Origin of the sequence: Qipengyuania sp. RANM35 (genome assembly GCF_041021145.2) — a bacterium.
Classification (GTDB): domain Bacteria; phylum Pseudomonadota; class Alphaproteobacteria; order Sphingomonadales; family Sphingomonadaceae; genus Qipengyuania; species Qipengyuania soli.
The window spans coordinates 1,201,210-1,225,536 of the sequence record NZ_CM196433.1 but is presented as its reverse complement, the minus strand read 5'-3'; the positions used below and the strand labels follow the sequence as shown (position 1 = coordinate 1,225,536).

Sequence of the window (24,327 nt, the reverse complement as noted above, 5' to 3'; positions counted from 1 at the left end):
CCGGCATTTTCGCCCATAAGCGGATGCGTATTCGCGCTTTTGTAAGCGGACGCTGAGACTTGGCGGGAGTGGGTTTTGGAGCAATCGCGGGTCAGATATGCAGCGGCGCTGCTGGCACTACAGTTCGGGGCGGCGGCATTCTTCCTTGCCGACACGGTCTGGGATGCGAGCCGTAATGCCGATGGCGAGGGAACGGTGCTGAGCGGTCTGGAGATCGGCCTCGCCGTGGCGCTGGTCGCAGCGATCGGTTTCGGAGCGGTATTGCTGCGTCAGATGGTTCGCGATGCCCATCGCCGGGAGGAGGCCCTGGCGCTGGCCAAGGGTGCGCTGGGTGACGTCGTGGCGCGGCGCTTCGGTGACTGGGGCCTGTCGAAGGGTGAGGCCGATGTCGCCATGTTCGCGATGAAGGGGTGCAGCATCACCGAGATTGCCTCTATGCGTGGCTCTGCCGAGGGCACAGTGCGGGCGCAGCTCAGCCAGGTCTATGCCAAGGCGGGCGTGTCGAGCCAGTCAGGGTTCGTGGCACTCTTCGTCGAGGAATTGCTGGACTAGGCGACCCCGTGGCCCCTGGCCATGTAGTCGGCGCTCTGCATTTCCTTGAGCCTGCTGACCGTGCGCTCGAATTCGAAAGCACCGTCACCGCTGGTGTAGAGGTCTTCCGGTGCTGCGGCAGCGGTGGCGAACAGCTTCACGTTGTTCTCGTAAAGTGCATCGATCAGCTTGGTGAAGCGGATCGCCTCGTTTCGGTTGTCGGGCGACATCTTCGGAATGCCGACAACGATCACCGTGTGGAAGGCATGGGCGATAGCGAGATAGTCCGCCGCACCGCGATTCTCGCCGCACAAGCGCTTGAAGCTGAACACGCCCACGCCCTTGAGGCTCTTGGGAACGTGGAGAGTGCGTCCGCCTCCCAGGTCGAGTTCACCCGAAGGGACATTCGCCGCGTCCTCGGGCTTGTAATCTGTCAGGCGGAAGAACGCCTCGCGCACCTGCGCGGTGGCATCGTCGCCCAGCGGCGAATGCCAGGTTGCAAGGTCGCCCAGGCGGTCGAGGCGATAGTCTACCGGACCATCGAGCGTTAGCACGTCCAGCTCCGCCTCGACGAGATCGATGAAGGGCAGGAAAAGCGAACGGTTGAGCCCGTCCTTGTACAGGTCGCGGGGAGGGCGATTGCTTGTCGTGACCACGGTGACCGCTTCGTCGCGGATCAGCGCAGTGAATAGCCGGCTCATGATCGCCGCATCGGCGGTGTTCGTGACCACCATCTCGTCGAAAGCGAGGCACCGGACGCCATCGGCAATCCGCGTTGCGACCGGCTTGATCGGATCGCCGGCTTCCTTCTTGCGCTCGTCGCGGATCAGCCGGTCGACCTCGAGCATGAATTCGTGGAAATGCGTGCGACGCTTCTCGCGAATGCCCAGCGTCTCGACGAAGAGGTCCATCAGCATCGACTTTCCGCGCCCGACGCCGCCCCACATGTAGACGCCCTGCGGCCGCGTCTTGCGCCCGCCGAAGAGCTGGCTGAGCAGCCCGCCCGAGGTCTCGGATTCGAGGTCTTTCTGCAGCTTATCGAGCCGTTCCGCCGCGCGGCGCTGGTCCGGGTCGGAGCGCAATTCGCCCGCGGCGACCAGCCGCTCGTAACGGGCGAGCATTCCGCTCATGACGCGATGCGGCGCTTCATCTTCTTCACGATGCCGGAAAAGCTGGCGACGGTCTCGTCACCCTGCTCGACCGTGCCACGCACGAATACCATGCTGCCGGTCTCACGCACGATTTCGCAGACGGCGTCGAGCGGGCGGTCCATCTTGCCGGCACCGACGAACTGGGTGGAAAGCTCGACCGTGACCGAGGGCCCGGCATTGCCGGTGCCGATCGTGTGCATGGTCGTGAACAGGCTGATGTCGATCAGCGAGAGCGTCACCGCGCCGTGGATGATGCCCTGCAGGTTCTCGTGCCGCCGTTCGGGAAACATGCGCAGGCGCGCTTTCCCGTCATCGTCGACGCGGGTGATGAGCTTGCCCATCACCGCGCCGTTGAACAGCGTCTGGTCCTTTAGGTTCCAGTGCCGCCAGCCCGGATTGTCCGGGTCGGGATCGTGGTCGAAAATCTCGTCCGAAAGACGCGCCATCAGATAGCGCGTTCGGCCATCATCTTCTTGGTTTCGGCGATCGCCTTGGCGGGGCTGAGGCCCTTGGGGCAGACGTTCGCGCAGTTCATGATGGTGTGGCAGCGATAGAGGCGGAAGGGATCTTCCAGCTGGTCGAGCCGCTCGCCGGTCATTTCGTCACGGCTGTCGGCCAGCCAGCGATAGGCCTGCAGCAGGATCGCCGGGCCGAGGAACTTGTCGCTGTTCCACCAATAGCTCGGACACGAAGTCGAGCAGCAGGCGCACAGGATGCACTCGTAAAGTCCGTCGAGCTTCTCGCGCTGTTCGGGCGACTGGAGGCGTTCCTTGCCGCTCGGCGTGGTCGAGACGGTCTGGAGCCAGGGCCGGATGCTGGCGTACTGCGCGTAGAAATGCGTGAAGTCTGGGACGAGGTCCTTGATCACGTCCATGCTCGGCAGCGGGGTGATGCGCACCTCGCCCTTCAGGTCTTCGATCGCGGTGGTGCAGGCGAGGCCGTTCTTGCCGTTCATGTTCATCGAGCACGACCCGCAAATCCCTTCGCGGCACGAGCGGCGGAAGGTCAGCGTCGGGTCGATCTCGTTCTTGATCTTGAACAGCGCGTCGAGGACCATCGGTCCGCAATCGTCGAGGTCGAGCTCGAAGGTGTCGTAGCGCGGGTTCTCGCCGCTGTCGGGATCGTAGCGGTAGATCTTGAACTTGCGGATGCGACCGCCGCCCTGCGCCGGATGGGCGCGGGTCTTGCCGGTGATCTTCGAATTCGCGGGGAGGGTGAAACTCGCCATTACGCTATCGGTCCTGTTGCTTTGCGAAACCCACTTAGCGCCTCGGACGAGTGGCGCAAGACCGAGTATGACGCATTTCCCGCAATGCCTGTCCTACAGGATGGAACACATGGAACACGGTCATGAAGAAAACCCGTCCGAAGGGCTGAATGGCCGATTTTCGGCGCATTCGAGGGGAACCGGTAGGTCATCTGACGGGTCTAGGTCGACATGGACGATGTAGGAAAGGGGTTCCGCCGCGCGGTGGTGTTCGGTGCCGGAGGCGGCATAGGTCGCGCGCTGGTCGAAGCGCTGTTGTCGCGTGGGGTGGAGGTATGGTGTGGCAGCCGGAACGGCGAAACCGACCTCAAAGGAGCGCGCGGCTTCGCCTTTGACCTCGCCGACGAGGACAGTATCGCCAGGATAGCGGAGAATTTGCGGGCAACTCCGCCCGACCTCGTCATCGCGGCCACCGGAGTCCTGACGCTCAGCGGAGGTAGCGGTCCCGAACGCAGCCTGCGCCAGATCGACGCGGCCGTCATGGAAGAGGTGTTCCGCATCAACACCATCGGTCCTGCACTCATCGCCAAGCACATGCTGCCCCTGTTCCCGCGCGAAGGACGCTGCGCCTTCGTGGCGCTGTCTGCACGGGTTGGCTCGATCTCGGACAACCGGCTTGGCGGCTGGCACAGCTACCGGGCGAGCAAGGCGGCGCTCAACATGTTGGTGCGCAATTTCGCCATCGAGATGAGCCGGACCCACAAGCACTCCATCGTAGCGGCCCTGCATCCCGGAACGGTCGATACTCCGCTTTCCGCGCCGTACCAGTCCGGTTTGCCCGAGGGGCAACTGACGAAACCAGAAGATGCGGCGCGAAACCTTCTCGGCGTGATTGACGCCTTGACGCCGGCCGACAGCGGCAAGGTCTTCGACTGGAAGGGTGAGGAAATCGCACCCTGACTTGATTGCATCCTGCCGCGCTGGCACTCGCGCCACATGCGGATCGCCATCTACGACCTCGACAACACGCTGACGCGACGGGCGACCTTCACGCCCTTCCTCGTCTTCGCGGCGCGCCGGATTGCCCCGTGGAGGCTGGCACTCCTGCCGGTCTGGGTGGCGATGATGATCGGTTATCGCATCGGGCTGTACGACCGCACGACGCTCAAGACCCGCGGGATGCGGCTTATGCTGGGCAACGCGCCGGTCGCGACACTGCAGGAGGCAGGTCGCGAATTCTCTGCGCATCGTGCCCGCAACGGAGGCTTCATGCCTGCGACCCTGGCATTGCTTGAAGAGGATCGTGCTAAGGGCGCCCACATCCTTGTCGCGACTGCTGCGTTCGAATTCTACGCCCGCGCGTTTGCCGACCACCTCGGGATCGAGACACTGATCGGGACGCGCTGGGACGGGCACACGATTCCCGGCGGCAATTGCTATGCCGAAACCAAGCTCGCCCGCGTGCGCGCATGGGCGGCAGAACAGGGCCTCTCACTGGAACAGTCGGAGCTGCGTTTCGTAAGCGACAGCTTCGCCGATGCGCCGCTGCTGGAACTGGCCGACGAGGCGATCTTCGTGAGCGCGAGCGCGGGCAAGCGAACCAGGGCACAAGCGCGCGGCTGGCGGGTGATCAGCGCGGATTGAGCAGTTTTTCGAGCCGGACTACGATCTCTGCCCCCACGGCATCGAAGCGGTCCTGCGAGAACTTTTCGAGGACTCGTGTCCGCGCAGCCTGGCCCATTGCGGCAAGCTTTTCCGGTTCGGCGAGCAGTCCCGCGAGTGCAGCAGCCAGCGATTGCGGATCGCCAGTCTCGACCACCCGACCGATAGCCGGCGTGTCGACGGTGAAGGGCATCTCTCCCGTACGCGACACGATCACCGGCAGGCCCGCCTGCATTGCCTCGTGCGCGGCGATGCAGAACCCTTCACGGCGCGACGGCTGGAGGTAGAGGTGCAGGCCAGCGAGGTATTCGGCGGGGTCGCTGGCAAAACCAATGAAGTCGACGGTGTCGATGCCGCGCGCCTTCGCCTGCGCACGCAGGTCCGCCTCGTCCGCGCCTGTCCCGGCAATCTCGATCCTGTAGGGCGTCGTCGGCGCATCGGCCCGCGAATGCATCAGCGCGAGGGCATCGATGAGAATGTCGTAGCCCTTGTTGGGGTGCAGGCGACCGAGGCTGCCGATCCTTACCGTCTCGCCCGGCTGCCAGGGCCTGGACTGCGGCGCATCGGGTTCGGCAGCGAAGATCGGCCAGGTCACCAAGCTGTCTGCGGGTATGCCAAGTCGCTCCGTGGTCAAGGCTGCCACCTGCGCGCTGTCGGCAACCCAGATTTCGGCGGATTTTGCCCGCCAACGCAGGAGTCGCTCGTTCCACGGCTTGAGGAAGGCATTGTGCTGCCAGCTGACCACCGGAACGCCCAGCCTGCGGCCCGCGACCTGGCCGAGCAGCGTGGCCCGGGTCAGCGATGTCCAAACGACGTCGGCATTCCACCGGCGCGCTTCGTCTCTGATCCAGCCATAGGCGGCGAACTGGTCCTTCTCGCCTCCGTCGCGGACGAGCGGCTCGATCCCCTCCGCCCGAAGCCGCTCGATGGCGAGCCCATTGCGGCGAGTGAGGGCCATGACCAGAACCTCGGCACCAGCCTTCTCGAGCGCGCGCACGATCTTGGGGAGGGGGGTCTGCGCCCCGCCGCCTTCCATCGAATTGATCACGTAGGCTATCCGCACCCGTCAGCCCCTCCGCCGCGCGATGGCTTCGGTGATGGCGTTCGCGGCACGTTCCGACGCGGGCGTGTCGGACAGCGCGAAGGTATGGGCGATCAGTTGCTCCTGCTCGTGACGGTATTTTCGACCGCTCTTTTCCCAGTCGGCCAATGCCGCGGCGAGGGCGGGGATGCTTTCGACCCGCTCCCCGGTCCGCAGGAAGGGCAGGGTTTCTTCACCCTGCGAACCGAGGGCGCCATTGGGATCGAGCAGGAATACCGGTCGCGGACGTACGAGGAATTCGTACAGCTGGCTCGATGCATCGCCGATGTACCCGTCCGCGCCGAGCATGTAGGACATGTCGAACAGTCGCGGGCCATCGACATCGACGAGCACGTTGGATGCTGCGAGAGCCTCTTCGGGTATCTCCGGGCGCATCCTGCCGACCTTGTATTCGGGCGAGATGTGCATGGACTTGCGGAACAGCATGACATGCGGCGCAAAGACCAGGTTGTAGGCCTGGCCCCAATCGCTCGCGAACCAGCGCAGCAGGTCGGGACCGGCATCGTACCAGCTCGACAGGTGAGGGTCGAAATGCGGATTGTAGACGAAGGTCGGGCGGCCGTTGCCGAAGAAGTCGGGCCGCGCGTCGACGTCGACACCTTCGAACTTGGAATAGCCGGTGACCTCGATCTTGGCCGCATCGACGCCATTGGCGACAAGCTGCTCCTTCATCTTCGGACCAGCGACGAGGCTGAGGTCGAACTGGCGATGGTCCGGGTGGAAAGTGACGCTGCGGTCACCCGTGCCGTGGGGTACGCGGATGAAGATCGGTGCCGTGCGCGGGTCGAGACGCTTCTTTACCCGGAGACAGGTCCGCTCGGTCGAAATAACCGCATCGCTCGCGGCAAACAGTGGCTGGTGGACCCGCAGGCGCGCCAGTCGCGTGACCGGGGCGATCTTGTCCAGAAGGCTGCTGACGGCTCCTGCCACGGGAGGCAGCGACAGTTCCCGCCAGACAATCCGTTCCGCATCCCCGGGACGCAAGAGCTCCTCAACCCGCGCGCGGATGGCGTCGCTGGCATAGGCGATGACCGTTTCCACCTCCGGATGAAGGCGTGCCATTGCGCCTGCGACCGGGGCAAGGTGGGCGACCTGGTGTGCCGCATCGTGGTTGAACAGGAAGACCGCCCGGGACATGGGCCGCGCGGATAGGGCAACGGCTCGTCGATGCAAAGTGAATTGCAGCCGCGCGCCGATTGCCTACATACGCGCCAGCAGCTACCGCGCTGCCGAGTATCGGGCCGCGTGCCGCTTCGGGATTTGTAATGGAACTTGCGGACATGGAGACGGACCGGCCCGGCGAGCCCCGGCGCGGTGGTCTGCTCAACATCCTCAAGAATGTCGCCTGGCTGATGGGCGGGAAGGGCTTCGGGGCGGTTTGCTCCATTGCCTATCTCGCGATTCTGTCGCGCTCTCTGGGCCTCAAGAACTTCGGCCACTTCTCGCTGATCTTTGCGACCGGTCTCGCGCTGGTAGCCTTGGCCAGCTTCCAGACGTGGCAGACTGTCGTCAAATTCGGCGCCGATCCTGCGCACCGAAAGGACTGGCGGAATTTCGGGCGCCTGGTCTGGCTGTGCGGCGCGATCGACGTGTCGGGCGCGGTGGTCGGCACCATCGTCGCTTATGTGGTCTATTACGGTTTCGGCGGCGCGCTGGATCTCAACCCCGAATTCATCGACATGGCCTTCTGGTTCAATGTCGCGCTGCTGTGGTCGCGCATGACCACACCCAACGGCATCGTCCGTGTCCTCGATCGCTTCGATCTCGGCACCTATGTCGAGGCGGTAGTCCCGGCGGGTCGACTGATTGCCTCGCTGGTTATCATCCTGTGGGGGCCGACAGTCGGGCGTTTTCTCTTCGCCTGGGCCTTCTTCGACCTTCTGACGGGAGCACTCTATTGGCTCGTCGCCTGGCGGCTCGTGCCCAAGGCGCTCAGTCGCGAGAATTTCGGCCACTTTCGCGAGACGCTGACGAGCAACCCCGAGGTCCCGAAGTTCTTCGGCATAACCTATGCCAGCTCCACACTGGACGCGATCTACAAGCAAGGGCCGGTGCTAGCGGTGGGCTATCTTCTCGGGACCAGTGCGGCTGGACTCTATCGCCTTGCCGATCAGCTGGGACAAGGTATCGGCAAGCTTTCGGGCATGCTGACCCGCGCCATATTCCCGGAATTCGCCGTCGCGCGGACCACACAGTCGATCGATCTCTTCCGCAAGCTGGTTCGCCAGGTAACAGTTATTGCCGCGCTGGCAGGCGCGGTTGTGACGCTTGTCGCGGTCTTCCTCGGCGAGCCCTTGCTGACACTCATAGGCGGGGACGCCTACACGCGCGGCGCAGTCATCCTGATCCCGCTAGCGGTAGCGGCATCCTTCGAATTGGCCTCTGTTACCTATGAACCGATGCTCTATTCGACCGGCCATGCGCAATATCCTCTGGCCATCCGACTGATCGCAGTTTCCGTGCTCGGCATCGGCATCCTCGCATTGTCGCCCATGGGGCCGATCGGCGTGGGTATAGCGGTTGCCTGCGGCATGGCGGTGTTGTGGATGCTCATGAGCGCGACAGTGTGGCGCGTGATGCGTGGCCTCGTGAGGGCGGAGCGCGCGCAGTGACCTCGGCTCTGGTGCTAGCGGGAACGCGGCCGGGCGGTGACCCGCTGGCGGGCGCGGAAGGCAAGCCGCACAAGGCACTGATTGAAATCGAGGGAAGGGCGCTGCTGGAACGCGTGGTTACTGCACTGCGTGCGGCGAACATCGACCGCATCGGTATATCCTGCGACGAAGGTCCGGTCGCAGACCTCGCACGCACGCTCGGGTGCGAAGTGCTCCCTACCGGCTCGGGGCCTAGCGAGAGTGCCAGCATAGCCTTCGCATCGCTAGGAGCGCCGCTTGTCATCACAACTGCCGATCACGCCCTGCTGCAGGCGACGTGGGTGACCGAAATGGTCACGAATACACCTGCTGATGCGGATCTCGGCGTGGCTCTCGCCAAGCAGGAGGATATCGAGGCCGCCATGCCGGGTTCGAAACGCACCTATCTGCGTTTTGCCGACGGCGCGTGGTCGGGCTGCAACCTGTTCTACCTTCGCACACCACGCGCCGAGGCAGCGCTGGCCACTTGGCGCAATGTGGAGGCCGATCGCAAGCGGCCCTGGCGGATCGCAGGCAGGCTGGGGCTGGGAACCCTCGTATCCTACGCATTCGGTCGCCTTGGGCTCGCACAGGGGATCGAGCGGCTCGGCAGACGCATCGGCATCGAAGCGCGCCTTGTCCGGGCATCCAACGGTCTCGCGGCAGTCGACGTCGACAAGCCACAGGACCTCGAGGACATTCGCGCTTATCTTGCGAGAACCGCAACATAGCACCGATTTCCAGTTCCCACCGGTGAAGTTTTGGGCATAATGACATCTCCTTTGAGGGGAGGAGCGGCAAGGATGGGCTTGCGGCAGTTTTACGATCGCCACGTCATGCCGCGCATGATCACGCTGGCATGCGGCCAAAAAGGCATCGCCAAACGGCGACGCGACATCGTGCCATTGGCCGAGGGCAAGGTCTTCGAACTTGGCTGCGGCGGGGGCCTTAACCAGGCGTTATACGACACCGATCTCGTCACCAGTTTCTCCGGCATCGATCCGCATGAAAAGCTGCTCGAAGGCGCGCGGGCGCAGGCGGCGGCCAAGGGCTGGGAGGTCGATATCCGTCAGGGAGTGGGCGAAGACATTCCATTCCGCGACGGCATGTTCGACACGGTCGTGTGCACCTACACGCTGTGTTCGGTACAGGACCCGGCGCAGGTGATGTCCGAGATGCGCCGGATCCTTCGGCCCGGGGGCAAGTTGCTGTTTCTCGAACATGGCCGTGCGCCGGATGCGAGTGTCGCCAAATGGCAAGACCGGATCGAGCCGATATGGAAGCCCCTCGCTGGTGGCTGCCACCTGACACGTCCGATCGGCTCGGCGCTGCGCGGCGCCGGTTTTTCGGTCGAGCCGCTCGGGCAGGCCTATCTCGACAAGGCGCCCAAGGTCATGGGCTGGATGGAATGGGGCGTCGCCCGCAAGGAAGGGATGTAGCGCTCGCCTAGAAGGCGCGCACGCCGCCTATCGGCAGGGTCCACGCGTTCGCCTCGCCATATTGCTGTTCCAGCGCTGCCCGCCGGAACCGTTCGGGTGCTTCGAACGGGTCTTCCGGTGTCAACATCACCGTCCCCCAGTGCATGCCGAGCGCGGCGCTTGCCCCGATGTCGCGGGCGATGGCGATACCTTCCTCGGGCGTGGCGTGGCTGGCCTGCATGATGCTGCGCGGTTCGTAGGCACCGATACCGACGATGGCGAGGTCGAAGGGACCCGCTCGCTGGCCGATTTCGCTGAACACGGCGCCCGGTGCCGTATCTCCGCCGAACCAGACGTTGCGATCGGAGGAGGCAAAGCCAAAGCTGCACCAGAGTGTCCGGTTACGGTCGAACAGGCCACGTCCCGAGAAGTGGACCGCAGGCAGGCAGCTCAGGGTGAGCGAGTCGAGCTGCGAGTCCTGCCACCAGTCGAGTTCCACGATGTGCCGGTAGCCGAGCCGGGACATCAGCCTACCGACGCCTAGAGGGCAGACAACGGGGGTTTCGCTGCGCCAGCGATAGCTGCGCAGGGCCCGCACATCGATGTGGTCGTAATGGTTGTGGCTGATCGCGATCAGGTCGACCCTAGGCAGTTCGGACGCGGCGACCGCCGCCGGAATGAATCGCTTCGGGCCGAATCCCAGCGGTCCGGCAGTCCGACTGAGGTAGGGGTCCGTAAGGACGAGTTTTCCTGACATGCGGATGGCGAAGCAGGCATGGCCGAGCCAGGCTACGTGATTTTCAGGGAGGTTGGCGAGATCCAGCGGATCAGCGGCAACGTGCCCATCGGGTACCGGCGGCAGCTTGGCGCGCCGCATGTCGAGCAGCAGGAAGCGCAGGAAATCGCGAAGTGTAGCGTCCTGGCGCGGACTTCCGGGGGGATTGCGGAAACCCCCGCCGACGCGGTGATGCGCAGGGCGCGTCGCGTCGTCGGCGGGGTATCCGTGCAAGCCTATTCGCCGAAGGTGCGCTGCCACCACCCGCGACGCGGCGAACCGCCTTCATCGGTCGGTGCGGCGTCTTCAGCCTGCGGTACTTCTTCGGCAGGAGCATCCCCCGTTGTTTCGGGAGCAGGCTCCGCCTTCTTCTTGCGAGTACGCTTCGGCTTGGGCGCCTCTTCTGCGGGAGCCTCGGCTTCGGCGGCTTCGGCTGCAGGCTCTTCAGCCTTCTTTTTGCGCGTACGTTTGGCCTTGGGCTTTTCCTCGGCAGGTGCCTCAGCCTCGGCTTCAGCCTCGGGAGCCGGCTCCTCGACCTTCTTCTTGCGCGTGCGCTTGGCCTTGGGCTTGGGCGCTTCTTCCTCCGCAGCTGCTTCTGCGGTTTCGGGCGAGCCTTCCGGTCCTGCGACGACGGCCATGTCGTCGACCACCTGTTCGGATACCTCGGCCAGGTTTTCGGCGTCCTCCGCCGTCACCTCGTCCGAATTCCGGCCGCGACCGCGACCACCCCGGCGGCGACCACCGCGACGGCGACGCTTCTTCGGGCGATCCTCGCCGTCTTCCTCGCCGCGTTCGGCGGGGGCTTCCTCGCCTTCCGCTTCTTCGGCCTCGCTACCTTCATCGCCTTCCTCGCGGTCGCGGCGCTTGTTGCGGCCACGTCCACCACGACGACGGCGGCGCTTCTTGTCGCGCGATCGATCGTCGTCGCGTGCTTCGGCTTCTTCCTCGTCCTCGTCCTCGTCGATTTCCTCGACGTCGTAGTCATCGTCTTCTTCGACGGCGATAGTTTCGAAACGCGGGGCGTTGGTCGGGCGCGGGCCCGAGCTGCCGACGCTCATCTTGGCGCCTTCGTCCTCGCCTTCCGGACGCACGACCACGGTCACGCCGTAGCGCTCCTCGATCTCCATCAGGTCGGCGCGCTTCTCGTTCAGGAGATAGACTGCCGCTTCGGTGCTGGCACCGAGGGTGATGATCGTACCCTTGCCCTTGGCCGCTTCCTCTTCGATGAGGCGCAGCGCCGAGAGGCCCGCCGAAGAGGCAGTGCGCACGAGGCCTGTGCCGTCGCAATGCGGGCAATCGCGGGTGGTCGCTTCGAGCACACCGGTGCGCAGGCGCTGGCGGCTCATTTCCATGAGGCCGAAGCTGGAGATGCGGCCGACCTGGATGCGCGCACGATCGTTCTTGAGCGCCTCCTTCATGGCCTTCTCGACCTTGCGGGTGTTCGAGTGGTGCTCCTGGTCGATGAAGTCGATCACGACCAGGCCGGCCATATCGCGCAGGCGCAGCTGGCGGGCAATCTCGCGCGCGGCCTCGAGGTTGGTCGAGAGCGCGGTCTGCTCGATATTGTGCTCCTTGGTGGAGCGGCCCGAGTTGATGTCGATCGAGACCAGGGCTTCGGTCGGGTTGATGACGAGGTAGCCGCCGCTCTTAAGCTGCACGACCGGATCGTACATTGCCTTCAACTGGTCTTCCGCACCATAGCGCTGGAACAGCGGCACCGGGTCGGCATACTGCTTAACCCGGCGCGCGTGGCTGGGCATCAGCAACTTCATGAATTCCTTGGCCGACTTGTAGCCGCTTTCGCCCTCGACGACGACCTCCTCGATCTCCTTGTTGTAGATGTCGCGGATGGCACGCTTGATCAGGTCGCTGTCCGAATGGATCAGCGCAGGCGCGGCCGAGGCGAGGGTCTTCTCGCGGATTTCGTCCCACAGGCGGGCAAGGTAGTCGAAGTCGCGCTTGATTTCCGGCTTCGTGCGGCTGAGGCCGGCGGTGCGGACGATCAGGCCCATCGACTTGGGCAGCGTCAGGTCGGAGACGATCTGCTTCAGCCGCTTGCGGTCGCTGGCGCTCGAAATCTTGCGCGAGATGCCGCCGCCGTGGCTGCTGTTCGGCATGAGCACGGTGTAGCGGCCGGCAAGGCTGAGATAGGTGGTGAGGGCCGCGCCCTTGTTGCCGCGTTCTTCCTTGACGACCTGGACGAGCAGCACCTGGCGGCGCTGGATGACGTCCTGGATCTTGTAGCGGCGGCGCAGTTCCATGCGGCGTGCGCGGGCATCGTCGACACCCTTCGCGCGGGCACGGCCACCCTTGCCCTGGCGGCGTCCGCGGCCCTTGCGGCCCCGGCCACGACTGCGGTCTTCGCCGTCTTCGGCGGTTTCGTCTTCTTCTTCCTCGTCCGAATCGTCCTCGTCGTCGCCATTGCCGTCGACGTGGCCTTCCTCGATCGTGGCGACATCGTCCTTTTCGGAGGTATCGACCTCTTCCAGACCGTCTTCGGCGAGGTCCTCGACGAGGCTTTCGGCGCTTTCATCCTCGGCGTCGTATTCGTCGCCGGGCATTTCGCCGCGGTCTTCTTCCTCTTCGCGGAGACGAGCCTCTTCCTCGGCCACTTCCGCTTCGGCCGCGAGCAGGGCCTCGCGGTCTTCCTTGGGGATCTGGTAGTAGTCGGGATGGATTTCGCTGAAAGCGAGGAACCCGTGGCGGTTGCCGCCGAAGTCGACGAAGGCCGCCTGAAGCGACGGTTCGACCCTGGTTACTTTCGCGAGATAGATATTGCCTTTGATCTGCTTGTGATCGGCAGATTCGAAATCGAACTCCTCAATCCGGTTTCCCTTGAGGACCGCCACCCGGGTTTCTTCCTGGTGGCGCGCATCGATAAGCATGCGCGTTGCCATGTAATATACTCCAGCCGCTGCGGGGCGGGGCGGACCCTGCCTTCGCGCGGCGCATCATGTTGGGGATTCCGCGTCCCTCTGCGATGGGCGCGGCGTTTGCGGACCGACCGGATCGCTCGATGGAGCGGGGCCGGGTATTCGTGACTGCGAGAGTGCTCTTGCGCATGTTCTGCGCTGACCGGCCCGACGCAAACGCGCTGCTGGCTTCTGCCTGCATTGCGAATGTCGGGGAGGGACGGAGCATATCCTGCATCAACCTGTAATTCTTGGCTATCCTTCGGTGCTTAGCCCGTATGCGGGGGCACAGGATTGCCGATGCGGCATCGCTAGCACCGTGGGTTTCGATGGGCAACCATATTGCGCGGAACGACAACATAGCCCTAACCCCGGCGCTGCAATGTCACGGCGCGCGCAACTCACGGTCCTGCTTCTGGTTCTCGGCCTCGCGGTCGCGGTCGCAGGGGTCGTCTACTGGTGGGCCTTTTCCACCAAGGGCTACACGCAGCGCATTACTTTGCCCGAGGCGACGCAGGGCTATGTCCTGCCGACAGTGAGGGGTGACAGCAGGCTACCTCTGGTCGTTATCGATGCTGGACACGGGGGGCATGATCCGGGCGCTGCGGGCCAGGGACTGGTCGAAAAGAATCTCGTGCTGAAGCTGGCGCTGGCCCTTCGCGACCAGCTCGAAAAGGACGGTGACGTGCGCGTAGCGCTGACCCGCGACGATGACCGTTACCTGCTCCATTCCGAACGGTTCGAGATTGCCCGGAGGCTCGATGCATCGCTCTTCGTGTCGATCCACGCCGACAGCGCTGGCGATGCGAGCGACGTAGCGGGAGCCAGCATCTATACGCTATCCAACGAGGCATCGAGCGAGGCAGCCGCGCGCTTTGCCGAGCGTGAGAACGCCTCGGACAGGGTCAATGGCGTCGAGCTGGGAGACCAGAGCGACACGGTCAGCAACATCCTCGTCGAACTGTCACAACGGCGCACGCAGGAGCAATCGGGAGAAGTGTCGCGCCTTATCTTGCGCGAAGGACGGGAGGTCGGGCTCGGCTTCCATCCCCAACCGCAAAGGTCGGCTGCTCTCAAGGTGTTGCGCGCACCGGATGTCCCTTCGGTCCTTTTCGAAAGCGGTTTCATTACCAACAAGGACGAGGCTGCGCGGTTGTCTTCACCCGAGGGACAGCGTCGTTTCGCCGAAACAATGGCACGGGCCATCCGCATCTATTTCGCCCGCCAGAAAGAAAGCTGAAAAAGCCGCGCTGTTCGTTCTGGCGATTTGCCGAATTGGCGTGCTAGAGGCGCATTCCAGATCATGCTCGAACAATCCACTCTCGACTATTATCGCCATCGCCTGATGAACGACCCGCAGCGCCTGCGTGCGTGGTTCACGGACAATTGGGCGCACAGCCAGCGGCTCCGCGTGGCGAGTTACATTGCCGGATTCGGGGTGGTGATGATCGTGCTGGGTTGGGCGACCCTGGCTCGGAACCTGCCTGACGCTGAATCGCTCGTTGATTACGAAACCCCGCTGCCCACAGTGGTTCGCGGCGTCGATGGCGAGATCGTCCATTCCTACGCTCGCGAACGACGCGTACAGCTACAGTATGTCGACTTCCCGGCGCGCCTGATCGAGGCGTTCCTTTCTGCCGAAGACAAGACCTTCTTCCGCCACGGCGGTGTCGACCTGACCGGTACGCTGGGTGCCGTGATCGACTACGCCAACCCCCTGCGCACCGGTCGTGCCGTCGGCGGTTCGACGATTACACAACAGGTTGCGAAAAACCTGCTTCTCGGTGACGAGTATTCGGTCACCCGCAAGCTCAAGGAAATGATCCTCGCGACACGCATCGAAGGCGTGCTGACAAAGAAGGAAATCCTCGAGCTGTACCTCAACGAAATCCCGCTCGGCCGCCGCAGCTTCGGGGTACAGGCGGCCGCACGCGCGTATTTCGACAAGGACGTCGGTGATCTTGCCCTCCATGAAGCCGCATTCCTCGCAATCCTGCCAAAGGCGCCCGAGCGCTATGGCCGCAAGAAGTTCGAAGGAATGGCCGTTGCGCGGCGCAATTTCGTGCTCGACCAGATGGTTGCCAATGACTTCGTCTCGGCAGCCGATGCGGCCAAAGCCAAGGCAATGCCCTTGGGCCTGGTGCAGCAGCGTAGCGAACGTTCGGCCGACGCCGGATACTTCCTCGAGGAAGTGCGCCGCCAGCTGATCGACAAATTCGGAGAGACCGCCGAGGAAGGCAGCAACAGCGTCTATGCCGGCGGCTTGTGGGTACGCACCTCGCTCGACATCGAGCTGCAGAATGCCGGTCGCGATGCGTTGCGCGGCGCGTTGCTGCGCTATCATGGAAATCGCGGCTTCACCGGTCCGGTTGCGACGCTGAATCCGGATAACGGCGATCTCACCTCGCAGCTGGCCTCTTCGAACCTCTCGATCAACTACAAGGGCTGGCGCGTCGGCGTCGTGGTCGGACCGAGCCGGATCGGTTTTTCCGACGGGGAAGAGTACCCGATCGTCGATGCGCCCTCGACACTCAAGACGGGTGACGTGGTCGCCGCGGAAAGGAGCGGCAATGGCTTCCGCCTGCGCGCCATTCCGGAAGTGTCAGGTGCATTCCTTGCCGAAGCACCGCAGACCGGCCGTGTCCTCGCCATGCAGGGCGGCTTCGATAGCCGCCTTGGCGCCTTCAACCGTGCCACGCAGGCGCTGCGCCAGCCGGGTTCCACCATCAAGCCGTTCGTTTATGCCGCTGCGCTCGACCAGGGCATGACCCCGGCGACGCAGGTCCCGGACCAGACCTTCTGCGTCTACCAAGGTGCGGGATTGGGCGAGAAGTGCTTCCGCAACTTCGGCGGCGGCGGCGGCGGGGTTCACACAATGCGTTGGGGCCTTGAGCAGTCGCGCAACCTGATGACGGTCCACATCGCCGATACGACCGGCATGGACAACGTCATCAAGACCTTCAAGCGTGTCGGAATCGGCAGCTACGACCCTTATTATTCCTTCGCGCTCGGTGCTGGTGACACCACGGTTGCGCGCATGGTCAATGCCTATGCCGCGCTGGCCAACTGGGGTCGCCAGAACGCAGGCTCGGTCATCGACTATGTCCAGGACCGCCGCGGAAAGGTCATTTTCCGCAGCGACAAGCGCAACTGCACGGGCTGCAACATGGAGCAGTGGGACGGGCAGCCGATGCCGCGCTTCGAACCGTCAGGCAAACAGGTTCTCGACCCGCGCACGGCGTTCCAGGTGGTCCACATGCTGCAGGGCGTGGTCACGCGCGGCACCGCCGTGCGCCTGCGCGATCTCAATCTCCCGCTGTTCGGCAAGACGGGGACGACCAACGGCCCGACCAACGCCTGGTTCGTCGGCGGTTCGCCCGACATCGTCGCCGGCATGTACGTGGGCTTCGACCAGCCGCGAAACCTCGGCGGGTGGGTACAGGGCGGCAATACCGCCGCGCCGATCATGAAGGAATTCGTCCAGAAGACGAAGGACCGCTGGATTGCGGAAGACTTTGTCGCCCCTCCGGGCGTGCGCATGGTCAAGATCGACCGTGTCACCGGCAAGCGCGTTTTCGAGGGCACGCCGACCGACGATCCCAAGGCATCGATCATCTGGGAGGCGTTCAAGCCCGATACCGAACCGCCGCGCGCCACGCGTTCCGACGCGATTGCCGCGAAGCGCAACGAAATCCTCGAGCTGATCCGGCGCGCCCGTCAGGGGCCATCCGCGGAGTCGAAAGCGAAGGAAAGCAATGCGACGCGTCCCGGCGATTTCGTCGAGGAACAGGGCGGCGTCTATTAGCCGCTTTCCCCGCGCAGCTTTACAATCGCCGCCCGCACGTTAGGGGCGGGCCAGCAAATCTGAAGGAATATTCCCATGCGTGCCGAAGGGCAGGCCCACATCGACAGGATCGTCGCCGCACTGCAGCTTGTGCGCCAGTCGCTCGACTGGGAGCGCGCATTGCGCCGCCTCGACGAACTCGACGCCCGCGTCCAGGACCCCAAGCTGTGGGACGATCCCAAGCAGGCTCAGGCGATCACGCAGGAACAGAAGCGCCTCGAAACCGCGATCAACACCGTGCGCGAGATCGAGAGCGAGATGTCGGATGCTGTCGAATTCGTCGAAATGGGCGAAGCCGAAGGCGATGACGAGGTGGTCGCCGAAGGACTGGCCAGCCTGGCAGGCCTTGCCGAGCGCGCCGACCGCGACAAGGTCCAGGCGCTGCTATCGGGTGAGGCCGACAGCAATGACACCTATCTCGAAATCCATGCCGGCGCGGGCGGGACCGAAAGCCAGGACTGGGCCGAAATGCTGTTCCGCATGTACGGCCGCTGGGCCGAAAGGAAAGGCTTCAAGGTCGAGACTGTCGAATACCAGGCAGGGGAGGCTGCCGGCATCAAGTCGGCGACGCTGCTGCTCAAGGGCGAGAACGCCTATGGTTATGCAAAGACGGAAAGCGGTGTTCATCGCCTGGTCCGCATCAGCCCCTACGACAGCTCGGCGCGTCGCCACACCAGTTTCAGCTCGGTCTGGGTTTATCCCGTGATCGACGACAGCTTCGAGATCGCGATCAATCCGGCGGACCTCAAGATCGACACCTACCGCGCCTCAGGCGCAGGCGGCCAGCACGTCAACACGACCGACTCTGCCGTCCGCATAACCCACCAGCCAACCGGCATCGTCGTCGCCAGCCAGCAGGACCGCAGCCAGCACAAGAACCGCGATATCGCGATGAACATGCTCAAGGCGCGGCTCTACGAACGCGAGATGGCCGAACGTGAAGCTGCGGCTTCGGGCGAGTATCAGGAAAAGAGCGACATCGGTTGGGGGCACCAGATCCGCAGCTACGTCCTCCAGCCGTACCAGATGGTGAAGGACCTGCGCACCGGCGTGACTTCGCCGACGCCTGACGACGTCCTCGACGGCGATCTCGACCCGTTCATTTCTGCCGCCCTGGCGCAGCGCGTTACCGGCGAAACGGTCGAGGTGGAGGACGCCGAGTGAGGCGTAGCCTCGCTCTCCTCCTTCCCCTCGCAGCGCTGGTAACGGCCTGCGATATGGGCGCGTCGTCCGAAGCCGATGAGAAGTTTCCCAAGCCCGATCGCCCGGTGTCCACTGCCGGTTCGAACCAATTCTCGACCGAAGACCAGCGTGACAGTCGTGGCGAGGCCGAGACGGTGATGAAACTTGCCGAAATCGAACCTGGGATGACGGTCGCGGATATCGGCGCAGGCAATGGCTATTATACAGTGCGTCTCGCCGAACGTGTCGGCAAGACCGGCCGTGTCCTTGCGCAGGATATCGATCGCGAAGCGCTTGCCGGGCTGGCGAGGCGCGTCGAGCGACAGCGACTGGATAACGTCTCGATCCGCCTCGGCGAATTCGCCGATCCCAAGCTGCCCGACAACAGTTTTGACCGCATCTTCATGGTCCACATGTACCATGAGATCGAACAACCCTACGAATTCCTCTGGCGAATGTGGCCGGCGCTGCGTTCCGGTGGACAGGTGGTGGTTGTCGACGTCGACCGCCCGACCGATGCGCACGGGATCGACCCGCTGCTGCTCTCGTGTGAATTCGAGCGCGTTGGCTACGAGCTTGTCGCCTTCAAGGATGCGCCCGAGTTGTCGGGCTACTATGCACAGTTCAAGGCGGCGGCTAGGAGGCCGCAGCCGGGAGAGATCAAGCCATGTCGCGGCGACAAGTCCGCGCAGGGTGAAGAGGCGCAAATGCGCCTGACCGAGAGAGAGAAAGCATAATGAGTTTCAAGGGTCTGAGCCCGATTGTTTACGGTGGCAAGGAAGTCTGGCCGCTGGTCGAAGGGGGCAAGGGTGTTTCGGCGACGAATCACCAGAGTTCGGGCGCATGGGCGGCAGCCGGGGGCATCGGCACGGTCAGCGCGGTCAATGCCGACAGTTATGACGAGGACGGTAACCCGATCCCTCAGGTCTACCCGCAGGCGACCCGCAAGGAGCGCTTCGAACAGCTCGTCCGCTACGGCATCGACGGCGCAACCGAACAGGTGAAGCGGGCCTACGAGATTGCCAACGGCAAGGGCGCGATCAACATCAACGTGCTGTGGGAAATGGGCGGCGCGCAGCAGGTTCTCGAGGGCGTGCTGGAGAACTGCAAGGGCCTGATTACCGGCGTCACCTGCGGTGCGGGCATGCCCTACAAGCTCGCCGAGATCGCGGCGAAGCACAACGTCCACTACCTGCCTATCATCTCCTCGGCCCGCGCATTCCGCGCGCTGTGGAAGCGCAGTTATTCCAAGGTCCCCGAACTGATGGCCGCCGTGGTCTACGAGGATCCGTGGCTGGCAGGCGGGCACAATGGCCTGTCCAATGCCGAAGACCCGCTGGTTCCCGAAGATCCCTATCCCCGCGTCAAGGCGCTGCGCGAAACGATGCGCGCCGAGGGTGTGAGCGAGGATACCGGCATCGTCATGGCTGGCGGCGTCTGGTTCCTCCGCGAGTGGGAAAACTGGATCGACAATCCCGAATTGGGCAAGGTCCTGTTCCAGTTCGGTACCCGCCCGTTGCTGACGCACGAAAGCCCGATTCCGCAGGTCTGGAAGGACATGCTCCGCACGGTCGAGCCGGGCGATGTCCTGCTGCACAAGTTTTCGCCGACCGGCTTCTATTCGAGCGCGGTGAAGACGCCCTTCCTTTACGACCTGATGCACCGTTCGGAGCGCCAGATCCCGATCTTCAAGCGCGACCAGGAAGAAGGCACCATTCCGCTCGCCGACCACGGCAAGGCGAAGTACTTCTTCGTTCACCCCGGCGACCAGCGGAAGGCGCTGGCGTGGATGCATGAAGGTTTCACCGAAGCGCTCAAGACCCCGGACGACACGGTTGTCTTCGTCACTTCCGAAAGCGCGGAACAGATCCGTGCCGACCAGCAGGGCTGCATGGGCTGCCTGTCGCACTGCCAGTTTTCGAGCTGGAAGGATCACGACGACCACACCACCGGCCGGCTCGCAGATCCGCGCAGCTTCTGCATCCAGAAGACGCTGCAGGACATCGCGCATGGCGGCGATCCGGACGAGAACCTCGCCTTTGCCGGCCACGCGGCCTATCGCTTCAAGCAGGACCCGTTCTACTCGAACAACTTCACTCCGACGGTGAAGGAACTGGTCGAGCGGATCTTGACGGGCGATTAGGTCACTTTCGCAGGGATCGGCATCGCAATGACTGCCCAGCACGTTTCGATCCGCACTGTGCATCCATCGCAGCCCGAAGTGTCGGCATTGCTGGACCTGCATCTGCATGCGGCGCGGACAGGTACGAAGGCCGGTTACTCCTTCGCTCTCGATCATTCGGCGCTGGCAAAGCCGGGCATCACCCTCTTCGGGGTCTATGCTGGCGACGAACTGGTGGCGCTGGGTGCGCTGAGCGAACTGGGCAATGACGAACTCGAAGTGAAGTCGATGCGTGTCGCCCCGGGGAATGTCGGCAAGGGCTACGGGCGCCTGATCCTCGATCACCTCATTGCAGAGGCTCGCAAGCGAGGGGCAGTAACGATGCGGCTCGAAACGGGGACCACGCCCGACTACGTGCCGGCGAACGGGCTCTATTCGTCAGCCGGCTTCATCCCGACGGGACCGTTCGCGCAATATGCGGCCTCCGACCACAACCGGTTCTACGCCCTGACGCTTTGAAAGCCGAAGCAGCACGTCGGCGGTGCTCAGACCAGACCCTCGAGAACCTGGTCGGGCGGGCGGTGTCCGTCCGCCCACATGCGGATATTGGCGATAACCTTGAGGCCCGAATCCTCGCGCCCCTCACGCGTTGCGCTGCCGATATGGGGCAGGGTCATGACGTTGGGATGGCGGATCAGGCGACGGTCCACGTTCGGCTCGTCGGGATAGACGTCGAGGCCCGCCCCGGCGAGCTTGCCGCTTTCCAGAGCAGCGATCAGCGCTTCCTGATCGACGAGGTCGCCGCGGGCCGTATTGATGATGCAGGCACCGTCCTTCATCAGGCCGATCCGGCGGGCGTCGATCATGTGGTGGGTGTCTGGACCAGCGGGGCAGTGCAGGGTGAGGATGTCTGCCTGCGCCATCAGCTCGTCGAGCGTCTCTACCCAACGCGCGGCGAACATGCGTTCGACCGCCTCGGGCATGCGCTTGCGGTTGTGATAGGCAATTTCGAGCCCGAAGGCGCGCGCCCGGTGGGCGACGGCCTGCCCGATGCGGCCCATGCCGACAATGCCGAGAACCTTGCCGGCCAGCTTGGTGCCGAGCAGTGCGGTCGGCGTCCATCCGGTCCACTTGCCGCTGCGGATGAGCTCCACGCCCTCGCGGATCCGGCGCGGGACGCCGATGATCCCGGCCATGGCCAGGTCCGCCGTGTCATCGGTGAATACGCCAGGGGTGTTGGTGACCATGATGCCATGCCGACCCGCGGCCTTTAGATCGATGTGCTCTGTCCCGGCCCCGAAGTTGGCAATGAGGCGCAGGTCCTTACCTGCTGCCGCGATCATGTCGGCGTCGATCTTGTCGGTGACGGTCGGGACCAGGACATCGCAATGCTGCATCGCGGCGACCAGTTCCTCTCGCGACAGTGGCGTGTCGCTCCGGTTGAGGGTGACTTCGAACAGTTCGCCGAAGCGTTCCTCTACCGAAGGCATGAGGTGTCGCGTCACGAAAACGCGCGGGGTTCGCTCGAGCCGTTTCTCGACTGTGTCGCTGGTGCTTTCCATCTCGTGCCAGCGCTACGGCGAGCGATGGCTGCGGGTCAAGCGGTTGCGCATGACTTGCACCGCTCATGTTGCCGCGGGCAGGGCGAATCGGGTAGGAACAAGGCCATGATTGTCAGGCTCTTGTCCCTTGTTTCCCTGCTGGCGCTGCTCGTGACCCCGGCACACGCACAGGACCGCGAGGTTCCCTATTGGGCGACCGTGCGGGCCAAGGAACTGAACATGCGCGTGGGACCAAGTGCGGACTACAAGATCGACTGGGTCTATCGCAGGCCGGGGCTGCCGGTGAAGGTCATTCGCGTCATGGAGGGCTGGCGCCTGATCCAGGATCCCGATGGCGACAAGGGCTGGGTGGTCGCGCGGCTCCTCAGCCCCGACCGTGGAGCGATCGTCGTCGGTAAGGGGCAGACCGAATTGCGGCTCGATCCGGAAGCGGATGCTCCCGTGAAGTGGCGCGTCGAACCGGGTGTCGTCGGAACGCTCGGCGATTGCGACGATGGCTGGTGCGAATTCACCGTCGGGAATCGCGGCGGTTGGATTCTCGAAAAGCGATTGTGGGGCGCAGGCGAACCCTGAACGAAAACGGGCGACCCGAAGGCCGCCCGCTCTATCTCGGAATTGGCGATGCTCAGCCCGCCGGAGCGGGGGCCGCGGCGGTGGCATCGACCTTGCGCACGGTCGAGACGACCTTGCCGTCGCCGTCGGTCACCTGGAAGCTGCCGTCGGGGCCGGGGGCGCCGCCTGTGAAGCACGCTTCGGGGGCATCACCCGCAGGATCGAAGCACATCTTCGCGCCATCCTGGCGCCATGTTCCACGCTCGGTCTCCGTGCCGTCGGCGGTGGCGTCGACATAGGTTCCGTCGGAATTGATCGTTTCCATGACCACGGTGCCGTCGGCCATCTTGATCTCGTAAGATCCGGCCATGTCGCCGGTCGCAGTCGCATCCATGGTGGTGTCCGCTGCCGTCGTCTCAACGGGCGTGGGCGGTGCCTCTTCCTTCGAACCGCAGGCGGCGAGGGCAGCTGTGGCTGCCAGCAAGATTGCGTATTTCATCGGAAATTCCTCCCATTTGTTGGACACTTCGATGAAGATGCAACGTGCGGTTGCCGGAAATGCTCCCGCATGGACGGAAAAAGGGGACGGCTCCCGAGCCACCCCCTTTCCCGAGATATTCGCGGTTATTCGGCAGCGGTCTCGCCAGCTTGCGCAGCAGCAGGCTTGACCGACACCGTAACTCCTTTGTCGCTGACGGACGAGAATGTGCCGTCGGCCGCGGCAGGAGAAGCGGTCCAGCAGGTATCGTTCTCGTTGGGCGGATCACTGGTGAAGCAGGTCTTCCCGTCGGCGAAGGTATAGGTTCCCTTGCCCGCTTCACCCGCAGGATTCGTGCCCGACCAGGTTCCGTCCGCATTCATTGTGAAAGGAGTCGCGGTGCCATCTTCGTATGTGACGGTGTAGTCGCCCGGTACGGGCGCCCCGGCATCGGCTGCGGGTTCTGGTGCGGCGGCAGTTGTTTCTTCCGCGGCGGGCTCCGGAGCTGGTTGCGAACAGGCGGCAAGCGCCGCAATTGCGGCGCAGGCAAACAGTTTCCTCATGAATGTATCCTCTCAACCGTTTGTAACGCGAACCCTAGACGCGAACCGGTCGATCTTCTGTCGGATCGGGCGCTGTATGCGCTTCCAATGGCGCTGATGCAATGCAGGGTCTCGGCGGCCGTTGCCGCAAGAGGGGCGGGGAGGTTACCGGCCTTCCCGCCCCGATCGCCATCGCGCGCTATTCGGTAGTGGCCGCAGTTGCCGGACGGACGGTAACTGGATCGCCTTCGTCCGGGGTTGCCGTGAATGAGCCGTCGTCGCCCGGCGCGCTTTCGGTAAAGCACATGGGCTTCGCCCCTTCGGTGGTCGGTGTGAAGCAGGTCTTGCCGTCAACGACGGCATAAGTTCCCTCTTCCGCAACCGTTCCATCGGCAGCGACGTCGGAATAGGTCCCGTCGGCGTTGATATTGGCAGTCATCTTCGAGCCGTCGGCGTTGGTGACTTCGTAGACGCCGGCAGGCGAACCGTTAGCGACGGCTCCCGCCGGTGCGGCTTCTTCCACCGGTGCTTCGGTGGTTGCCGTGTCCTCAGCAGGCTCCTGCGAGCAAGCCGCAAGAGCTACCGCGCCTGCCAACATGATCAGTTTGCGCATATCCCATCTCCCCTTGTGCTAGCGCAACCCGACCGGCTGCGTAG

Annotated in this window: 24 protein-coding genes; 13 read left to right on the top strand and 11 right to left on the bottom strand. The window is 64.0% G+C overall.

Annotated elements, in window-relative coordinates; genetic code table 11:
• Window positions 1–75 precede the first annotated feature (75 nt).
• Window positions 76–552 (top strand): helix-turn-helix transcriptional regulator, encoded by a 477-nt coding sequence (locus RAM60_RS06185; protein WP_369025134.1) that lies wholly within the window; start codon window positions 76–78, stop codon window positions 550–552.
• Here RAM60_RS06185 and zapE read toward each other — a convergent pair.
• Genes zapE through RAM60_RS06170 form a run of 3 tightly spaced genes read right to left on the bottom strand, consistent with a single transcriptional unit; the run spans window position 549 to window position 2,910 of the window.
• Window positions 549–1,661: a cell division protein ZapE gene (zapE, locus tag RAM60_RS06180; protein WP_369025135.1), complete on the bottom strand. Its 1,113-nt coding sequence runs from the start codon at window positions 1,659–1,661 to the stop codon at window positions 549–551. The two genes, RAM60_RS06185 and zapE, sit on opposite strands and share 4 nt — an antisense overlap.
• Window positions 1,658–2,128 carry a PaaI family thioesterase gene (locus RAM60_RS06175; RefSeq protein WP_369025136.1) on the bottom strand — a complete coding sequence of 157 codons (471 nt, stop codon included), beginning with the start codon at window positions 2,126–2,128 and terminating at the stop codon, window positions 1,658–1,660. The genes zapE and RAM60_RS06175 overlap by 4 nt, the downstream gene beginning before the upstream one ends.
• Window positions 2,128–2,910 carry a succinate dehydrogenase iron-sulfur subunit gene (locus RAM60_RS06170; protein WP_281388130.1) on the bottom strand — a complete coding sequence of 261 codons (783 nt, stop codon included), beginning with the start codon at window positions 2,908–2,910 and terminating at the stop codon, window positions 2,128–2,130. Before RAM60_RS06170 ends, RAM60_RS06175 begins: the two co-directional genes overlap by 1 nt.
• A gap of 210 nt (window positions 2,911–3,120) precedes the next feature.
• Here RAM60_RS06170 and RAM60_RS06165 point away from each other — a divergent pair, with 210 nt between their 5' ends.
• A complete protein-coding gene (locus RAM60_RS06165) occupies window positions 3,121–3,849 on the top strand; it encodes an SDR family NAD(P)-dependent oxidoreductase (RefSeq protein WP_369025137.1) in 729 nt (242 codons plus the stop codon).
• Window positions 3,850–3,885: 36 nt separating this feature from the next.
• Window positions 3,886–4,533, top strand: a complete 648-nt coding sequence (locus tag RAM60_RS06160) for an HAD family hydrolase (protein WP_369025138.1) — start codon at window positions 3,886–3,888, stop codon at window positions 4,531–4,533.
• Here the strand turns inward: RAM60_RS06160 and RAM60_RS06155 are convergent.
• Together RAM60_RS06155 and RAM60_RS06150 are read right to left on the bottom strand one after the other, a co-directional pair.
• Window positions 4,520–5,614, bottom strand: coding sequence for a glycosyltransferase (locus tag RAM60_RS06155; protein WP_369025139.1), 1,095 nt, complete (start codon window positions 5,612–5,614; stop codon window positions 4,520–4,522). The genes RAM60_RS06160 and RAM60_RS06155 overlap by 14 nt on opposite strands.
• A 3-nt stretch (window positions 5,615–5,617) precedes the next feature.
• Window positions 5,618–6,790, bottom strand: a complete 1,173-nt coding sequence (locus RAM60_RS06150) for a CDP-glycerol glycerophosphotransferase family protein (protein ID WP_369025140.1) — start codon at window positions 6,788–6,790, stop codon at window positions 5,618–5,620.
• Window positions 6,791–6,918: 128 nt separating this feature from the next.
• Here RAM60_RS06150 and RAM60_RS06145 point away from each other — a divergent pair, with 128 nt between their 5' ends.
• The 3 genes from RAM60_RS06145 to RAM60_RS06135 all read left to right on the top strand — a co-directional run bounded on the left by RAM60_RS06145 (window position 6,919) and on the right by RAM60_RS06135 (window position 9,722).
• Window positions 6,919–8,265 (top strand): lipopolysaccharide biosynthesis protein, encoded by a 1,347-nt coding sequence (locus RAM60_RS06145; RefSeq protein ID WP_369025141.1) that lies wholly within the window; start codon window positions 6,919–6,921, stop codon window positions 8,263–8,265.
• Window positions 8,262–9,014 (top strand): nucleotidyltransferase family protein, encoded by a 753-nt coding sequence (locus RAM60_RS06140; protein WP_369025142.1) that lies wholly within the window; start codon window positions 8,262–8,264, stop codon window positions 9,012–9,014. Before RAM60_RS06145 ends, RAM60_RS06140 begins: the two co-directional genes overlap by 4 nt.
• A 72-nt stretch (window positions 9,015–9,086) precedes the next feature.
• On the top strand, window positions 9,087–9,722 hold the full coding sequence (locus tag RAM60_RS06135; protein ID WP_369025143.1) for a class I SAM-dependent methyltransferase: 636 nt from the start codon (window positions 9,087–9,089) through the stop codon (window positions 9,720–9,722).
• A gap of 7 nt (window positions 9,723–9,729) precedes the next feature.
• Here the strand turns inward: RAM60_RS06135 and RAM60_RS06130 are convergent, their stop codons facing one another.
• Window positions 9,730–10,710: an MBL fold metallo-hydrolase gene (locus tag RAM60_RS06130; RefSeq protein ID WP_369025144.1), complete on the bottom strand. Its 981-nt coding sequence runs from the start codon at window positions 10,708–10,710 to the stop codon at window positions 9,730–9,732.
• 2 nt (window positions 10,711–10,712) lie between these two features.
• Window positions 10,713–13,373, bottom strand: a complete 2,661-nt coding sequence (locus tag RAM60_RS06125) for an Rne/Rng family ribonuclease (protein ID WP_369025145.1) — start codon at window positions 13,371–13,373, stop codon at window positions 10,713–10,715.
• Between the two features lie 397 nt (window positions 13,374–13,770).
• Here RAM60_RS06125 and RAM60_RS06120 point away from each other — a divergent pair, with 397 nt between their 5' ends.
• From RAM60_RS06120 to RAM60_RS06095, 6 genes are all read left to right on the top strand, one after another.
• Window positions 13,771–14,628: an N-acetylmuramoyl-L-alanine amidase family protein gene (locus RAM60_RS06120; RefSeq protein WP_369025146.1), complete on the top strand. Its 858-nt coding sequence runs from the start codon at window positions 13,771–13,773 to the stop codon at window positions 14,626–14,628.
• Window positions 14,629–14,691: 63 nt separating this feature from the next.
• The gene (locus RAM60_RS06115) at window positions 14,692–17,193 is read left to right on the top strand and encodes a penicillin-binding protein 1A (protein ID WP_510640352.1); all 2,502 of its coding nucleotides are present in this window, start codon (window positions 14,692–14,694) and stop codon (window positions 17,191–17,193) included.
• Between the two features lie 75 nt (window positions 17,194–17,268).
• Window positions 17,269–18,396, top strand: a complete 1,128-nt coding sequence (prfB, locus tag RAM60_RS06110) for a peptide chain release factor 2 (RefSeq protein WP_200983912.1) — start codon at window positions 17,269–17,271, stop codon at window positions 18,394–18,396.
• 53 nt (window positions 18,397–18,449) lie between these two features.
• Window positions 18,450–19,151 (top strand): class I SAM-dependent methyltransferase, encoded by a 702-nt coding sequence (locus RAM60_RS06105; RefSeq protein ID WP_200984199.1) that lies wholly within the window; start codon window positions 18,450–18,452, stop codon window positions 19,149–19,151.
• Window positions 19,151–20,557, top strand: a complete 1,407-nt coding sequence (locus RAM60_RS06100; RefSeq protein ID WP_200983911.1) for an NAD(P)H-dependent flavin oxidoreductase — start codon at window positions 19,151–19,153, stop codon at window positions 20,555–20,557. Before RAM60_RS06105 ends, RAM60_RS06100 begins: the two co-directional genes overlap by 1 nt.
• 27 nt (window positions 20,558–20,584) lie before the next feature.
• Entirely contained in the window at window positions 20,585–21,055 is a 471-nt protein-coding gene (locus RAM60_RS06095) for a GNAT family N-acetyltransferase (protein ID WP_200983910.1), read from the top strand.
• A gap of 26 nt (window positions 21,056–21,081) precedes the next feature.
• On the opposite strand, the gene RAM60_RS06090 is transcribed toward RAM60_RS06095, so the two are convergent.
• A complete protein-coding gene (locus RAM60_RS06090; RefSeq protein WP_369025147.1) occupies window positions 21,082–22,098 on the bottom strand; it encodes a 2-hydroxyacid dehydrogenase in 1,017 nt (338 codons plus the stop codon).
• 105 nt (window positions 22,099–22,203) lie between these two features.
• On the opposite strand from RAM60_RS06090, the gene RAM60_RS06085 reads away from it, so the two are divergent.
• Window positions 22,204–22,671, top strand: coding sequence for an SH3 domain-containing protein (locus tag RAM60_RS06085; protein ID WP_369025148.1), 468 nt, complete (start codon window positions 22,204–22,206; stop codon window positions 22,669–22,671).
• Window positions 22,672–22,723: 52 nt separating this feature from the next.
• On the opposite strand, the gene RAM60_RS06080 is transcribed toward RAM60_RS06085, so the two are convergent.
• The 3 genes from RAM60_RS06080 to RAM60_RS06070 all read right to left on the bottom strand — a co-directional run bounded on the left by RAM60_RS06080 (window position 22,724) and on the right by RAM60_RS06070 (window position 24,283).
• A complete protein-coding gene (locus tag RAM60_RS06080) occupies window positions 22,724–23,149 on the bottom strand; it encodes a hypothetical protein (protein WP_200983907.1) in 426 nt (141 codons plus the stop codon).
• A 125-nt stretch (window positions 23,150–23,274) separates the two neighbouring features.
• A complete protein-coding gene (locus RAM60_RS06075) occupies window positions 23,275–23,691 on the bottom strand; it encodes a hypothetical protein (RefSeq protein WP_369025149.1) in 417 nt (138 codons plus the stop codon).
• Between the two features lie 178 nt (window positions 23,692–23,869).
• Window positions 23,870–24,283 carry a hypothetical protein gene (locus RAM60_RS06070; protein ID WP_369025150.1) on the bottom strand — a complete coding sequence of 138 codons (414 nt, stop codon included), beginning with the start codon at window positions 24,281–24,283 and terminating at the stop codon, window positions 23,870–23,872.
• Between the last annotated feature and the right edge of the window lie 44 nt (window positions 24,284–24,327).

Bases quoted from the DNA above. Each gene is read 5' to 3' on its own strand.
- RAM60_RS06075 (WP_369025149.1), bottom strand. From the start codon at position 23,691: ATGAGGAAACTGTTTGCCTGCGCCGCAATTGCGGCGCTTGCCGCCTGT.
- RAM60_RS06080 (WP_200983907.1), bottom strand. From the start codon at position 23,149: ATGAAATACGCAATCTTGCTGGCAGCCACAGCTGCCCTCGCCGCCTGC.
- RAM60_RS06160 (WP_369025138.1), top strand. From the start codon at position 3,886: ATGCGGATCGCCATCTACGACCTCGACAACACGCTGACGCGACGGGCG.
- zapE (WP_369025135.1), bottom strand. From the start codon at position 1,661: ATGAGCGGAATGCTCGCCCGTTACGAGCGGCTGGTCGCCGCGGGCGAA.
- RAM60_RS06135 (WP_369025143.1), top strand. From the start codon at position 9,087: ATGGGCTTGCGGCAGTTTTACGATCGCCACGTCATGCCGCGCATGATC.
- prfB (WP_200983912.1), top strand. From the start codon at position 17,269: ATGCGTGCCGAAGGGCAGGCCCACATCGACAGGATCGTCGCCGCACTG.
- RAM60_RS06120 (WP_369025146.1), top strand. From the start codon at position 13,771: ATGTCACGGCGCGCGCAACTCACGGTCCTGCTTCTGGTTCTCGGCCTC.
- RAM60_RS06175 (WP_369025136.1), bottom strand. From the start codon at position 2,128: ATGGCGCGTCTTTCGGACGAGATTTTCGACCACGATCCCGACCCGGAC.
- RAM60_RS06145 (WP_369025141.1), top strand. From the start codon at position 6,919: ATGGAACTTGCGGACATGGAGACGGACCGGCCCGGCGAGCCCCGGCGC.
- RAM60_RS06095 (WP_200983910.1), top strand. From the start codon at position 20,585: ATGACTGCCCAGCACGTTTCGATCCGCACTGTGCATCCATCGCAGCCC.
- RAM60_RS06115 (WP_510640352.1), top strand. From the start codon at position 14,692: ATGCTCGAACAATCCACTCTCGACTATTATCGCCATCGCCTGATGAAC.
- RAM60_RS06100 (WP_200983911.1), top strand. From the start codon at position 19,151: ATGAGTTTCAAGGGTCTGAGCCCGATTGTTTACGGTGGCAAGGAAGTC.
- RAM60_RS06165 (WP_369025137.1), top strand. From the start codon at position 3,121: ATGGACGATGTAGGAAAGGGGTTCCGCCGCGCGGTGGTGTTCGGTGCC.
- RAM60_RS06170 (WP_281388130.1), bottom strand. From the start codon at position 2,910: ATGGCGAGTTTCACCCTCCCCGCGAATTCGAAGATCACCGGCAAGACC.
- RAM60_RS06105 (WP_200984199.1), top strand. From the start codon at position 18,450: ATGGGCGCGTCGTCCGAAGCCGATGAGAAGTTTCCCAAGCCCGATCGC.
- RAM60_RS06070 (WP_369025150.1), bottom strand. From the start codon at position 24,283: ATGCGCAAACTGATCATGTTGGCAGGCGCGGTAGCTCTTGCGGCTTGC.
- RAM60_RS06150 (WP_369025140.1), bottom strand. From the start codon at position 6,790: ATGTCCCGGGCGGTCTTCCTGTTCAACCACGATGCGGCACACCAGGTC.
- RAM60_RS06090 (WP_369025147.1), bottom strand. From the start codon at position 22,098: ATGGAAAGCACCAGCGACACAGTCGAGAAACGGCTCGAGCGAACCCCG.
- RAM60_RS06085 (WP_369025148.1), top strand. From the start codon at position 22,204: ATGATTGTCAGGCTCTTGTCCCTTGTTTCCCTGCTGGCGCTGCTCGTG.
- RAM60_RS06125 (WP_369025145.1), bottom strand. From the start codon at position 13,373: ATGGCAACGCGCATGCTTATCGATGCGCGCCACCAGGAAGAAACCCGG.